This is a genomic window from Fructobacillus evanidus, assembly GCF_963580165.1.
Lineage (GTDB): Bacteria > Bacillota > Bacilli > Lactobacillales > Lactobacillaceae > Fructobacillus > Fructobacillus evanidus.
Map to the genome: position 1 here is coordinate 1 of NZ_CAUZLM010000006.1, position 14,289 is coordinate 14,289.

The 14,289-nt window shown below is 45.3% G+C and carries 12 protein-coding genes and 1 tRNA gene; 10 read left to right on the forward strand and 3 right to left on the reverse strand.

From position 1 onward, the window contains the following. Positions 1-8 precede the first annotated feature (8 nt). Positions 9-82: transfer RNA gene (locus AABI08_RS05760), tRNA-Ile, on the forward strand. Between the two features lie 153 nt (positions 83-235). Beyond that, on the forward strand, positions 236-1,441 hold the full coding sequence (locus AABI08_RS05765) for a DUF2075 domain-containing protein (protein ID WP_338344416.1): 1,206 nt from the start codon (positions 236-238) through the stop codon (positions 1,439-1,441). A 76-nt stretch (positions 1,442-1,517) separates the two neighbouring features. On the opposite strand, the gene AABI08_RS05770 is transcribed toward AABI08_RS05765, so the two are convergent. Next, on the reverse strand, positions 1,518-2,291 hold the full coding sequence (locus AABI08_RS05770; protein ID WP_338344417.1) for a TIGR01457 family HAD-type hydrolase: 774 nt from the start codon (positions 2,289-2,291) through the stop codon (positions 1,518-1,520). A gap of 157 nt (positions 2,292-2,448) precedes the next feature. On the opposite strand from AABI08_RS05770, the gene AABI08_RS05775 reads away from it, so the two are divergent. Together AABI08_RS05775 and AABI08_RS05780 are read left to right on the forward strand one after the other, a co-directional pair. Then, positions 2,449-4,659: an LTA synthase family protein gene (locus AABI08_RS05775; protein ID WP_338344418.1), complete on the forward strand. Its 2,211-nt coding sequence runs from the start codon at positions 2,449-2,451 to the stop codon at positions 4,657-4,659. 48 nt (positions 4,660-4,707) lie between these two features. Continuing rightward, the gene (locus AABI08_RS05780; RefSeq protein ID WP_338344419.1) at positions 4,708-5,604 is read left to right on the forward strand and encodes an RluA family pseudouridine synthase; all 897 of its coding nucleotides are present in this window, start codon (positions 4,708-4,710) and stop codon (positions 5,602-5,604) included. A 61-nt stretch (positions 5,605-5,665) separates the two neighbouring features. Here the strand turns inward: AABI08_RS05780 and AABI08_RS05785 are convergent, their stop codons facing one another. Together AABI08_RS05785 and AABI08_RS05790 are read right to left on the reverse strand one after the other, a co-directional pair. After that, positions 5,666-6,403 (reverse strand): MIP/aquaporin family protein, encoded by a 738-nt coding sequence (locus AABI08_RS05785; RefSeq protein ID WP_338344420.1) that lies wholly within the window; start codon positions 6,401-6,403, stop codon positions 5,666-5,668. 86 nt (positions 6,404-6,489) lie between these two features. Next, positions 6,490-8,730 carry a copper-translocating P-type ATPase gene (locus AABI08_RS05790; protein WP_421823478.1) on the reverse strand — a complete coding sequence of 747 codons (2,241 nt, stop codon included), beginning with the start codon at positions 8,728-8,730 and terminating at the stop codon, positions 6,490-6,492. Positions 8,731-9,373: 643 nt separating this feature from the next. Here AABI08_RS05790 and AABI08_RS05795 point away from each other — a divergent pair. The 6 genes from AABI08_RS05795 to purQ all read left to right on the forward strand — a co-directional run bounded on the left by AABI08_RS05795 (position 9,374) and on the right by purQ (position 14,277). Further along, positions 9,374-10,693 carry a chloride channel protein gene (locus AABI08_RS05795; RefSeq protein ID WP_338344421.1) on the forward strand — a complete coding sequence of 440 codons (1,320 nt, stop codon included), beginning with the start codon at positions 9,374-9,376 and terminating at the stop codon, positions 10,691-10,693. 249 nt (positions 10,694-10,942) lie between these two features. Beyond that, on the forward strand, positions 10,943-11,431 hold the full coding sequence (purE, locus tag AABI08_RS05800) for a 5-(carboxyamino)imidazole ribonucleotide mutase (RefSeq protein ID WP_338344422.1): 489 nt from the start codon (positions 10,943-10,945) through the stop codon (positions 11,429-11,431). Next, complete coding sequence (gene purK, locus AABI08_RS05805; RefSeq protein WP_338344423.1) at positions 11,428-12,552, forward strand: 5-(carboxyamino)imidazole ribonucleotide synthase; 1,125 nt, start codon at positions 11,428-11,430, stop codon at positions 12,550-12,552. Before purE ends, purK begins: the two co-directional genes overlap by 4 nt. Positions 12,553-12,570: 18 nt before the next feature. Continuing rightward, positions 12,571-13,323 carry a phosphoribosylaminoimidazolesuccinocarboxamide synthase gene (locus AABI08_RS05810; protein WP_338344424.1) on the forward strand — a complete coding sequence of 251 codons (753 nt, stop codon included), beginning with the start codon at positions 12,571-12,573 and terminating at the stop codon, positions 13,321-13,323. Positions 13,324-13,339: 16 nt separating this feature from the next. Continuing rightward, positions 13,340-13,588 (forward strand): phosphoribosylformylglycinamidine synthase subunit PurS, encoded by a 249-nt coding sequence (purS, locus tag AABI08_RS05815; RefSeq protein ID WP_338344425.1) that lies wholly within the window; start codon positions 13,340-13,342, stop codon positions 13,586-13,588. 14 nt (positions 13,589-13,602) lie between these two features. Further along, positions 13,603-14,277, forward strand: coding sequence for a phosphoribosylformylglycinamidine synthase subunit PurQ (gene purQ, locus AABI08_RS05820; RefSeq protein WP_338344426.1), 675 nt, complete (start codon positions 13,603-13,605; stop codon positions 14,275-14,277). Positions 14,278-14,289: the final 12 nt, after the last annotated feature.

A 14,289-nucleotide genomic window follows, 5' to 3' on the forward strand; every position in this document is an offset into this window, starting at 1 on the left:
GAAGAGATGGGCCATTAGCTCAGTTGGTTAGAGCGCTGTGTTGATAACGCAGAGGTCCCAGGTTCGAGTCCTGGATGGCCCATGACAAAGGAGACTACGGTCTTCTTTTTTTGTGCAAGAAGTTAGGCCAGTTAAGGGTTTTGGCTTCTTTTTTTGTGTTTTCAAATAGCTTTTGCCAGTATATTAGTTTTAGAACAACTTTGTCTGACCTATTCATAAATTGTATAATCAGATTATGGAAAATGATAATTTAAAACCTTTTGACATTGATCAAATGAGCGCTAATCAACAAGACGTTCTTGCTGATTTACAAAAATACATTAATGAGAGTTTGAAGACTTCTGATCATCATGTAGCGGTCATTGAGGGTGCTGCAGGAACCGGGAAGAGTGTTTTATTAACTCGGCTGTTCAAGAACATTCGACAGGGCCTAAAAGACCCTGCTAGCCCCTATCAGGGTCTAAAAACTGTCTTTACCGTTAATCACCCAGAGCTATTAAAGGTCTACCAGGAGATGGGTGCACGCTACTCAGATCTTTACAAAAAAGATTATGTCCGGCCGACATCACTGATTAATAGTGCGCATAAGACGGATAGTCACTATGATGTCGTTTTAATCGATGAAGGCCATCTCTTACTAAGTAAGAGAGAGCCCTATATTCGTTTTTTTCAGGACAATCAATTGTCTGAAATTATCAAATTAGCGAAGGTTGTCGTAGTTGTCTTTGACTTTCAGCAGGTTATTCAAGGTAAGATGTTTTGGAATCAAAAGCTGCTAAATCAGGTTTTAGCCCCCTATGACCATCGGGTTTTTCCCATGGATTTTCAATATCGAATGGAGGCCAACGCTTCAGTTTCAGCTTGGATTGATGACTTCGTTACCGGCAAACTCACACCTTTGCCAGTTAATCAAGGTGATTATGACCTGCGAATTTTTGAACGGGCGGATGACCTTTTTGAAACGATTAAGGAACGCAACGAAGAGGGCGGTCTGGCACGTGTACTGGCAACAACCGGCTTTCAACGGCGGGCAGATGGTGCCCACCATGTGGTATTAGATGGTTTTGATTTGCCGTGGGACGAATTCGATGCGCAGGTTAAGACGTGGCCAAATCGACCGGAGTCGATCAACCAGGTTGGTTCCATCTACACGGTTCAAGGCTTTGACTTAAATTATGCGGGAGTCTTACTGAGCCCAGCATTTGAGTATGATGCCAAAAATGATCGGATGGTCGTTAATTCGGCAAAGGTCACTCACAAAGAAATTTATAAAAAGAACCCTAATCTGACCGATGCTGGTGCCATTGCTCAGGCCAAGACTGATTTTATGTACAATGCTTTAAACATTTTAGCTAAGCGTGGCAAAAAAGGATTGTATTTAAAAGCTGCCGACCCAGCCCTCAATGCGCGCTTACTGGCATTACAAAATCAAGCAAAATAAAAGAAGCTAAAGCCTTTTGATAGGCTTAGCTTCAACTAGAAAAACCGGTTATATCCGGTTTTTTTATTAAATTAAATTATTCAACAGACCATTCATCGAAATTTGCGACAAAATCAGTTGGCTGATTGACTTCTTTGGCTACGTCGGCTGGCTTGGACACACCGGTGTAGACCAAAAGGGTGTCGAGGCCGTTTTTGATACCAGCCAGGATGTCCGTGTTGTAGTTGTCACCAACCATGACGGGATGGTCGGGGTGATTAAGCTTGGCTAGCGCACCTTCCATAATGGGGGCCTCAGGCTTGGCAATAATAGTGGGTTCTACTCCGGTTGCCGTAGTTAAGGCGGCAACAAGGGAACCAGCCCCAGGCAGCATGCCTTCTTCACTTGGAAGATTTGTGTCGGCGTTAGTGGCGATAAACTTTGCTCCGCGAGCAATGGCAAAGGTCGCCTCCTTGAGCTTTTGGTAGGTAAAGTTACGGTCGAGGCCCATCACGACAACGTTGGCCTCAGTGGCAGGGACCAAGTCGATACCAGCATTTTCCAGGGCATCTTTTAGGCCAGCTTCACCAATTAGATAGACCTTTTGGCCACTACCAGCCAAGCCCTTCACGTAATCGGCTGTTGCCATGGCAGAAGTATAAACCTGGTCAACAGTTGTCTTGATATTGTGGTTAACAGTCAAATTGTCGGCGACATCCTTGGCCGTTTTTGTTGAATTATTGGTAACGAAAAGATATGGAATCTTGGCATTTTGCAAGCGCTCAATGAAACGTTTAGCGGCTGGAATGGGTTCTTTACCATGATAGATTGTTCCATCAAGATCAATTAAATAAGCATTATACTTTGGCATAAAAATATCCCCTTTAGCGGTTCGATTGATTCTATTGTCACGTATTTGTTTAAAATTAGCAAGGGAAAAAGTGCTAGTTTTAAAAACAGAAAAAGATATAAGCTTGAAATGATTTTTAACTGAAAGCCCCTACAAATAGGCGTATAATGGCCTTATTATGAAAAAAGAAGTACAAAAAAAGCCGCATCGTTTAAAGGCGGTTTACCAGGCGGGAAAAACAAAGGTCCAGACCCGCTTAGGTTTTTATACACTATTAGTTTCGCTGTTCATTTTGAAAACCTTTTTGGCTTACGGAATGGATTTTAACTGGATGCACGTGTCGTCATTGTATCAAGTTTTCTTGATGTTGATTAACCCAATCGGGTTTACGATGCTGATTTTTGCGTTGCCATTGTTCTTTAAAAATCGTAATTTATATTACGGTGGAATGATGGTTTTGTACACGGCTCTGACGACCTATCTTTATATCAGCGTGACTTACTACCGTGAGTTTACTGACTATTTGAGTGTCAATGTCATTTTGAATTACTCATCGGTTAATCAGGGTGGTAAGGCGGCCGGTGCGATTAGTTTTAGCCCTCATGACTTCTTGTTTTGGATTGATGTTGTTATTCTACTAGGTCTTTTGTTGTTCAAAAAGATTAAGCGTGATCGTCAGGCCGTTCGCCCCGGTAAAACGTCAACGTTACTCGCAGTAGGCTGGTTGATTATCATGGCCAACTTAGCACTGGCTGATGTTGATCGTCCTCAGTTGTTGACTCGGCAATTCGATCGGGAATACTTGGTTAAGTATTTGGGAATCGGTCCCTTTACAGTATTGGATGCCTATAATACTTTCAATACGAGTCAGGTGCGAAAATCAGCGAAGCCAGAAGAACTACAAAAGGTGAAAAAGTACGTTCAAGATCACTATGTTGGCATGAACCCAACCTATGCCGGTAAGGCAAAGGGTAAGAACGTTATTGTGATTCACTTGGAGTCTTTCCAGCAGTTTTCAATTGATCGCAAGGTTAACGGACAAGAAGTAACACCATTCTTGAATTCTCTGTATCACAGTAAAGATACGATTGCCTTCGATAATTTCTTCCACCAGGTCGGCCAAGGAAAAACGTCCGATGCTGAAAATCTATTGGAGACATCCACCTACGGTCTGCCACAAGGTTCACTTTTTGCCAAGTTAGGCAATGACCAGACTTTCCAGGCAATGCCGTCCATTTTGAATCAACGGGCTGGTTATTCATCAGCCGTCTTCCACGGTAACACCGGTTCATTCTGGAATCGAACGAATGTTTATAAAAACATGGGTTATCAAAATTGGATTTCTGGCGAGTATTTCGATACGAGCGGTAAAAAATCAACCGCCTGGGGCTTGAAGGATAAGTTACTCTTTAAGGATTCGGTTCCATACCTTGAACGCTTGCAACAACCGTTTTATGCGAAGTACATCACGGTTTCCAACCATATCCCGTACGAAATTGATAAGGATGACCAAGATCCTAATTTCCAAACGTCTAATTCCGGATCGAAATATATTGATAATTACTTCATTACCAACCATTATTTGGATCAGGCCATTAAAGAATTCTTCGATTATCTGAAGAAATCAGGTCTGTACGACAACACCATGGTTGTGCTTTACGGTGATCATTACGGTATTAATAATACCGATACCAAGTATTTGGCTCCACTTTTGGGCAAGGATCCAAGCAAGTGGACGGATTTGGATAACGAAAACTTGCAGCGAACACCGTTGATTATTCATGTTCCTGGCTTGAAAAATGGCGGTATTAACCATACCTATGGTGGTGAAGTTGATGTGGCGCCAACAATCGAGCATCTTTTGGGGATTTCAAGCAAGCGCTATATTCAGTTTGGTCAGGACCTCCTGGCAACCGACCGGAGTCAACTGGTGGTCATGCGTAATAAGGACTGGATGACACCGAACTATGCTTCGATTTCTGGCACGATTTGGGATACAAAGACCGGTGAAAAAGTCATTAACCCGACGCCAGATCAGGAAAAGCTCTTTAACAAGTATCAGACGGAAGCCAACGAAAAGCTAGCGATGTCCGATACGCTGAACCAGAAGAATTTGCTGCGTTTCTACCACCCTGATGGCTTTAAGGCGGTCGATGCGGCGGCATATGACTATTCCAAGTCAAAGACCCTGGCCCGCTTTAAAAAGGCCAACGAAAATCAGAATTCAACGTCCTTGTACACTCAGCATGGTGGCCAAAGTACGGTTACCGACTACATCACCAATGCACCGGAAATTAATGATAATCCGGACTCAGTAACGTCTGATTATCCGGGTACCTCAAGTGCTTTTGCGCCAAGCAGTGCAAGTAGTAGTAGCAGTAGTAATTAAGTTAAAATGAAATCAGGGGAAACCCTGATTTTTTATTAGGGAAAAGAAATGGTTGCAAAATATCAAAAGCAAATCACCATAGCGAATCAATTTTCCGGTTTGTCAGTGAAAGACTACTTGAAACAAATTTTTCTGCCAAAGCATCTGCGGGGAAACTTGCGGCAGGAGCGGGGTCTGCGCGTTAATGGCCAACAGGTCTCGACAGCACACGTTTTAAAGACTGGTGACCAACTAACCCTGACCTTCCAAGAAGACGTATTCTTGGACCAGCAGGGCCCTTATCCGGTAAATATTGATATCTCCCTTGTCGTCGTCTATGAAAACGAGGACCTTTTGGTGGTGAACAAGCCAGCCGGGATGAAGATGCACCCGCATTCGCCGACGGAAACGGATACGTTGCTGAATTACGTGAATGGCTATTTTCAAAAGAATCCGCAAAAATCAGCTGGTCAACCTGCTCGAGCCTTTATGGTTCATCGCTTGGATCGGGCAACTTCTGGCCTGGTAATTGTGGCCAAAAATCCAATCGTGGTACCAATTCTCAATCGTTTGATCAAAGAAAAGATTATTAAGCGAACCTATCTGGCACGAGTTGCGGGCCGGTTTGACCAAAAGGCTGGTCTTTTTGATCAAAAAATTGGCAATCATCCAAATGATGATCGCTTGCGTTGGTTTAATTCTGCCGGCCAAAACGCCGTTACCCACTATCAGGTCTTAGAAGAGGATAGCGAACGTGACGAAAGTCTTGTTCGCCTTGAATTGGAAACGGGGAGGATGCACCAACTGCGGGTCCATTTAGCCGGCAATGGTCATCCCATTAATGGGGATGATTTTTATCAGGGTAAGACTGGTAAGCGACTAGCCCTGCATTCAACGGCTCTTTCATTGATACTTCCCTTTACTGGGGAACAAGTTTTGTTAGAAGAGCGAGAGGGTCTGATTTAAAAAATGAGCAATTAAAAAGGTCCTGACTAGACAGTCAGGACCTTTGTTGTATGATGAAAGATTATTCGGCAACTGATTTAACAGTGGACTCATCTTCGTTCATGAAATATTTAACAACCAAGCCGGCCAAGAGGCCACCCAAAATCTCGGCAATTAAGAAGTACCAAAGATGGGCAGAGGATGCCAAGCCTTTATAAAGGGCTGGAGCAAGGACGCGGGCTGGGTTAACCAAGCCGTTTGTAAGAGGATAAGTCACAAAGGAAATCAGGGTAAAGCTAATCCCGGTGATAGCGGCGCTTTGCTTGATGTGCTTCTTCAATGCCACTAGGGTGATAAAGACCAAAACAAAGGTGAAGAACAATTCAATGGCCACTGCTAGCCAAACGGAAATGGCGCTGGCTGCTGATGGTTCTAATAAGGAGAACAATTGGCTCGCTTTGACAGAAGACGTTGATGAAGAGGATGAGGAGCTTTGTTGTGCATTAATGATTGGGATTAGCGTATAAACCGAAAGGGTCAATCCGGCAAAGGCACCGAGGAACTGAGCTAAAAAGTAGCCCCCAAAGGTTTTCCAAGAGATGTCTTTATTGATGGCTGCTCCTAAGGAAACGGCGGGGTTAAAGTGACCACCGTCAGCCATGGGACCGAAGATAAACATCAAAGCTGCTAATGCCAGGCCGAAGATGGCCATGGCGTCAAAGAGCTGACCCGTTTGGAATGTCGTGACGTAAATCAAGGCGGTGGTGGCGAAAATGACCAACAGCATCGTCCCAAAGAATTCTGCAAAATACTTGCGCATAAAAAAAGCTCCTTTTATTTGTACTCAACTGCTCATTATACAGCTTTGACATAAAAGAAACTTTAAAAATTCTAATCTTTGTGCGCTTACTTGTGTAAGAGAAGTGCATTGATGGCCACAACAACCGTTGAAAGCGACATCACGGTGGCCCCAATCAATGGGTTTAACATGATGCCGGCAAAGGCAAAGAGGCCAGCGGCGGTTGGAATGGCTAAAATGTTATAGCCAGCTCCCCACCAGAGGTTTTCAACTTCTTTGCGGTTAGCGTTATGGGCCAAGTTAATTAAATCGATGATCTTTGGTAGTGATTTCGAAATCAACACGGCGTCGGCTGAAGCCTGGGCCACGTCGGTTCCCGCACCAATGGCCACTGACAAATCAGCTTGGGCCAAGGCTGGAGAATCGTTAATCCCATCACCGATCATCATCGTCTTACCCTTTTGTTGGTACTGCTTGACCAAGTTAATTTTGTCTTCTGGTGAGACTTCTGCCTGGACAACATCGATTCCTAATTCTTGGGCAACCTTATTGGCCGTCTTTTTGGCATCACCCGTGACAAGGACCGGGGTAATTTGGTGGGCCTTGAGTTGGGCAACAAAGTCTTTGGCTGAGTCTTTAATGCTGTCACCGAGGGAGACAGCGGCCAAAACCTGATGGCCATCTGTTAGGTAGGAGATGGAACCATCGGCATCCAATGGTTCAAAGCCGATGTGTTGCTCGCTTAGGTAGCGTGCTGAAACCAGTGAATATTGCTGACTGTTGACGGTTCCACTGATCCCGGCCCCGGCAATGGTTTGCACGTCTTGGCCGGCCGTGACGGTCACGCCATCGTCCTTTGCTTTCTGGACGATAGCCTTAGCCAGTGGGTGGGAAGATTGCTGTTCAAGAGCGGCCATGATGGCAAGGGCGTCGTGGTCGCTGATTTTGTTAGTGACTAATTTTTGCACTTGGAAGTGACCGTTAGTCAAAGTACCAGTCTTATCCATCAAGGCATAATCCAGGTGCTTAGCTGACAGCACTGCACCGTGCTTCTTAATCAAAATGCCATCCTTGGCTGCCAGTGCCTTGGTCCGTTGGATAACCAATGGAATGGCCAAACCTAAAGCATGTGGGCAGGCAATAATTAGCGTTGTCACGGCGATATTAAAGGCGGTTGTCAGGCCGCTGATGGCGGTCCAAATAATAAGCGCCAAGATGGCAGCTGTTAAGCCGACCCAGAAAAGCCAGCCGGCAACCTTATTGGCCAGTGATTCGGCCTTAGAGGAGCTGGCCTCCGTCTGGTTCAAAGTCTTTTTGAGGTGGCCAATAAAGGAATCATCGTCGACGGCGGAGACCTGAACAAGCAAAGTACCTTCACCGTTAATTGTTCCACCAATGACGGAGGACTTTTCAGCCTTTTTGACTGGCTTTGATTCACCGGTCATCAGTGATTCATCCACTTGGGATGAACCTGAAAGAACGGTGCCGTCAGCAGGGAAGGATTCACCGGCCAAGACCTGAACGACAGAACCAGCCGTGAGCGAACTGACGGGCTTGTCGGTGAAAGAATCGCCTTCCTTGACATGAGCCGTTGCCGGGGTGAGCTTTGAAAGTTCGGAGGTTGCATTGCCGGCCTTCATGGTGGCTTGCATCTCAATTAAGTGCCCCAAGAGCATGATGACAACCAGGGTACCGAACTCCAAGAAGTAGTCCATGGCGTCGACCTTAAAGAAAGTCTTGGCAATAAAGGCATAGACGGAAACCCAGAAGGTAACCAAAAGCCCCATGGAAATCAGCGACATCATCGCTGGTTTCTTTTGCTTCAATTCAATTTTCGCGATCGAAAAGAAGGGTTGGGTACCAACGGCATACATGGCGACCGCCAAAATCAGCATCACCCAGTTGGAACCGGGGAATGTCAATGTGATTGGTAGGTCAACGCCCATAAAGGGAGCGACGAACAGGAGGGGAATCAAGAGAGCGAAAGACCACCAGAACCGCTGCTTCATGTTGCTGTGGTTCATTGGCATACCGCCCATGTCACCCATGCCAGACATGTCATGGTCCATGTGGCTATGATCCATTCCGGGCATGTTACCCATATTCGACATGTCGTGGTCCATCTTCATTTGGCCATCGTGACCCTGGCTCATATCCATTTGCATGTGGTCATCGTGGCCTTGATGATTGTGCCCCATATCCATGTTGCCCATGTCGTTGTGACCGTCATTATCTTGGTGATCCATTTTCATTTGTCCGTGGCCCATTTGCATGTGGTCATCGTGCCCTTGATGATTGTGTTCCATATCCATGTGGTCCATCTTCATTTGTCCGTGGCCCATTTGCATGTGGTCATCGTGCCCCTGATGATTGTGTCCCATATCCATGTGCTCCGTGTCGCTGTGGCCGTCATGATCTTGGTGGCCCATCTTCATCTGCCCCATGTCTTTTTTCTTGTTTTCTTCATGGTTGTCGTGATTCATGTGACGGTTCTTGTCAAAGTCGTCTGCCATAAAAGAACTTCCTTTCTAAAAACGAATTTATTTCTTTACCGGTCTAACTTAAAACAAAAATTAATATTATGCAAGTTTTTGGCTATTTATACAAAAAATCAGCGAAAAGTATTTTTACTGAAAAAGCTGTTAAAGTGGGGATGATTAGCCTTTTTCACTGATAAATTTTCTTTCTAATAACGAAGATGAAAGACTGATTTTTCATTGATTGGTATAGTTTCTTTTTGATTAGGATACTAAAAAGTCTCATTTTGATACGAATGTAGCTGTAATCGGATTTGAATTGAAAAGTGAAAATTTATCGCCAGATTCTTGCATTTTTTGGACAAATTATGTACATTAGTATGCGGTTATTTACCGCTTATTCTGCGCATGGTTGAGCCATTTTCGGCCAAACAAGAGACCCTGATTTGCCCAATGAAATTGTCAGAATTTAACTGTTTTCAAATAATCCAATTACCTATCTAAAGGGGAAATTATGGCTAATCAAAATGAACAGTCGCCAGCGGCTGAATTTAAAGAAGAGGAAAGTGCCTTCTGGTCACTGGGGATTGCCACGCTAGTCTTAGCAGTGGTCATCGGCTTTGCTGCACTCTTGTTGTCGCTCTTTTTGGAACACGTGGAAGTTTTATTCTTACATTTTCATGAATCATTCCGCCACTACAGTCCAAACAGTGCCAGCCCATTGCGCCGCTTTTTATCGGTTGTGATTGGGTCGACAATCGCTGGCTTTGTTTGGTGGGCAATTCGCTCACGGGGACGCAAAATCGTCGGTATTAATGGTGCCTTGAAGGGTGACGAGATGCCACCGATTAAGACAGCCTTAAACGTTTTGGCTCAGATGTTCTTTGTCGGAACGGGTGGATCCGTTGGCCGTGAGTTAGCTCCTCGACAAGCCGGGGTTATGTTAGCCCAGGTTTATCAAAAGAAGACTGCTAAATGGCAGTTCTTGAAGTTAAGCCAAGAAGATCAAAAGCTGCTTTTGGCTGCCGCAGCCGGTGCTGGTTTTGCCGGTGTTTATATTTCGCCAATTACGGGGATGCTGTTTGCCGTTGAATTGCTGTTGAAGAAGGCCTCCGTGAAGACGATTTCGGTGTCTTTGATTATGTCAACGATTGCTGCCTTGATGGGAGCAATCGTGAAGGGCTTTGATCCTTACTATGCCCTATCAAAGGTTGACCACTTCTCGCTGATTTTACTGGTTGTGTCCTTGATTATCGGCCCAATTGCCGGAATCTTTGGGGCGTGGGCAAAGCAAGCCTTTGCTTGGGCGCAAAAGTACCAGGCGAAGGGAAAGTGGCTTTGGTTAACGATGCCTTTGGTCGGTGTTGTCACTGGGTTAACTGCCTGGGCCTTTCCCTACGTGATGGGGAATGGCCGTGCCACTGCCCAGTACGCCTTTTTGCAAACAAACCATCACTTGCTATACTTCTTTATTGCTCTTGGTTTAGCCAAATTTGTGATGACCTTCTTGAGCTTGTATGCCGGCGGTACCGGTGGTACGTTGACACCCTCAATTGCGTTGGGGAGTGTCTTGGGTTTGGTTGCTTCCGTACCTTTAGCACCATTATTCCCAGGCATCTCACCTTGGCAGTTTGCTTTAATTGGTGCCGTTGCTTTGTTAGCGGCTTCTCAGCAAGCACCACTGATGGCCATGTTTATGGTCTTTGAAATCAGTCATTTGGACTATTCAGCTTTGATTATCTTTGCCCTTGCGGTGGCCTTGTCATCGTCAACGGCTAAGATTTATTTGAACTGGTGCGATCGTCGCGTTGCAGCAAAATCTAAATTAAGTTAATTTCACTAGAAATGTCAGAATGTTTTTCAACATTCTGGCATTTTTTTATTACAGATAATACATAGGAAAAATGCGGGTTTCTGTCCAATGTTCGTTTTTAGTCTAGAAAACCCTTCTTATATGAGAAAATTATTATTAAAGAGCGAACACAAGTTGCGTCAGTTTTGTTATCATGTGTTTAAAGCGAACTGCATTTTTTGAAAGTGGCTCTATCTCAATAAAACACGAACAATACAGGAGGCGTACCGCATGACAGCGCGTGTAGCAGTGGTGATGGGTTCTAAAAGTGACTGGCCAACAATGAAGCTGGCCTTTGATTTGTTGCAAAACTTAGGAATTGCAGCAGAGAAGCACGTAATTTCAGCCCACCGGATGCCAGTTCAACTACAAGAGTTTGGTTCACAAGCCAGAGAAAACGGCTTAGAAATTATTATTGCCGGAGCGGGTGGGGCAGCTCATTTGCCCGGGATGTTAGCCGCTAGCACAACAATTCCCGTTATCGGGGTGCCAGTTAAGTCCAGTAACTTAAATGGTCTTGATTCTCTCTTGAGTATTGTTCAAATGCCCGGAGGAGTGCCAGTCGGCACAATGGCCATCGGTAATTCCGGCGCCAAGAATGCGGCCCTCTATGCCGCTTCGATTTTGTCTTTACAAGATGAAAAGATTGCCGCTAATTTGGCTGATTTCCGCGCTAAGCAAACTGCTAGCTCAATTGAAAGCGAAGGGGAGTTGCAATGACAGAGGCTAATCGTTACCTCGAACCAGGGAAGACCATCGGTATTATCGGTGGCGGTCAACTAGGGCAAATGATGGCCCTTTCGGCTAAGGAAATGGGTTATAAGGTGATTGTCTTAGATCCAACGCCAGCCTGCCCAACCGCTCAGGTCTGTGACGATCAAATCGTGGCCGAATATGACGACCAAAAGGCCCTCCAAGAGCTGGCGGACAGGTCGGATGTTTTGACTTATGAATTTGAAAACGTCAGCCAAGAGGCCCTCAAAGACTTGAAGGATGCCTATGTACCACAGGGCGTTCGCCTCTTAGAAATTACCAGTAACCGCTTAGCGGAAAAAGCCTTTATTCGTGATGAAGCCCAGGTGCCGGTTGCTAAGTTTGCTAGGGTTGAAAGCCCAGCAGACTTGGATCAGGCGGTTACTGAGGTGGGGTTGCCCGGAATTTTGAAAACGGTCAGTGGTGGTTACGATGGCCACGGTCAATTTGATTTAAACACCGCTGCTGATGTTGAAAAACTTAAGGACAACTGGCCGGGTGGCGTGCTGATTTTAGAACAAAAGATTGCCTTTACTAAGGAAGTCAGCGTGATGGTGACTCGGACGAAGCAGGGCCAATTAGTAACGTGGCCAATTTCTGAAAACGTTCACCAAAACCATATTTTGAAGACCTGCATGATTCCAGCAGCGATTACCAAGGACCTGGATAGCCAAGTCCATGAAATTGCCAAGACGATTGCCGACAAGCTTGATTTACGCGGTGTCCTGGGCATTGAACTCTTTGTTGACCAGGACAGCAACCAGGTCTGGGTCAACGAGTTAGCCCCACGGCCACATAATTCAGGTCATTACACGATTGAAGCCTGCAACATTTCTCAGTTTGAAGGGCATATTCGCAGTATCGTCGGCTTACCAATTCCAGCCATTAAGCTCCATGACCGCGCAATGATGGTCAATCTTCTTGGAGATGAATTGTTGAAGGCACGCCAGGCCTTCCCTGACCATGCCGACTGGCATTTTCATGATTATGGCAAGGCAGCCGTCAAGCCGGGTCGGAAGATGGGCCACCTCACGGTGGTTGGGCAACCGGCTATCGAAGATTTAAGCACATATTTCCAAACAATTTAATCAGGAGAGTAAGGAAAAATGACAGAAAATACAGTTGAATTTAACGGACAGCAACTTACCCGTGGTGACTTGCTTTATGAAGGAAAGGCCAAGCAGGTCTTTGCAACCAACGATCCTGCCATTATCTGGATGCACTACATGGACCAGGTAACCGCTTTGAACGGGAAGGTCAAGGAAGAATACAGTGGTAAGGGCGAGTTAAATTCAAGCATCTCAAACCTCCTCTTTACTTACCTGTCGGATCAAGGTTTGCAACACCACTGGTTGGGATCAATTTCTGCCACCGATGAGTTGGTGAAGAAGGTTGATATTATTCCTTTGGAAGTCGTTACGCGCAACTATACGGCGGGGCACTTTGTTTCTCGCTTTGGGGTAGAACCAATGCAAAAGCTTTCACCCCGCGTTCAAGAACTGTATTACAAGTCTGATGAGCTCGATGATCCCTTTATGAACGATTCACAGGCGGTGTCTTTGAAGTTCGCCAGCGAAGCTGATTTGAAGACGGTCTACGGATTGGCTGACCAAGTCAACGAGCTTTTGGTTGCCTTGTTTAACAAGATTGACATTACTTTGATTGATTACAAATTAGAATTTGGTCGGTTAGCTGATGGACAAATCATCTTAGCTGATGAACTTTCACCAGATAACATGCGTTTGGTTGATCAAAAGACGGGCAAGTCCCTCGATAAAGATGTTTTCCGCCAAAAGCAAGGTGACTTGCGTGTTGGCTACCAGGATGTATTGCAACGCTTACAAGACGCGTTGAAGTAAAAGGAGTACAGAAAAGATGTATTTGGCAAAAATTTACGTAACCTACAAGCCCTCAATTTTGGACCCGCAGGGGGTCGTTATTAAATCAGCCTTGGAGCGCTTGGAATACCAAGGCATCGAGGACGTTAGCCAAGGAAAGTACTTCCAAGTGAAGTTAACTGGTGTCGATAAGGCTGCTGTTGCCAAGGAAGTTGAATCTTTGGTTGAAGAATTATTAATTAACCACAATACCGAAACGTATACTTACGATTTGGAAGAAATTTAAGAAGGAGACCACCCATGAAAGCTGCTGTCATTACTTTTCCAGGTTCTAACTGTGATATGGATATGTATCACGCTTTGGAATCGTTTGATGTTGATGTTGACTTATTAGACGACCAGGCCAGTGACCTGTCAGCATACGATGCCATCTTTATTCCAGGCGGCTTTTCTTACGGTGATTACCTTCGCTCAGGTGCCGTTGCTAAATTTTCACCAGCGATGGACGCCGTTAAGGTTGCTGCTGACAACGGTCAGCTGGTTGTTGGTATCTGCAATGGTTTCCAGATTTTGACGGAAGCCGGTTTGTTACCTGGTCAACTCCTGGTTAACGAACAACCTGGTTTTATCTGCGATGAAGTCAACTTAGTGGTTGAAAATGCTGATAGTAACTTTACCAACACCATGAAAAAGGGCGATGTCTTAAAGGTTCCAATCGCTCACGGTGAAGGAAACTACGTTACTGATGAAGCCACTCTCAAGGAGTTGGAAGACAACCACCAAGTTATTTTCCGCTACCAGGAAAACGTTAATGGTTCCATGAATAAAATTGCCGGTATCACCAACAAAGCCGGTAACGTTTACGGGATGATGCCTCACCCCGAACGAGCAGTTGACGCCTTAACTGGTAACGACAGCGGTCGTGCTTTCTTCGAAAGCCTTTTACACGCAGTCGATCAAAAAGCCCACGCCTAATTAACACATCCG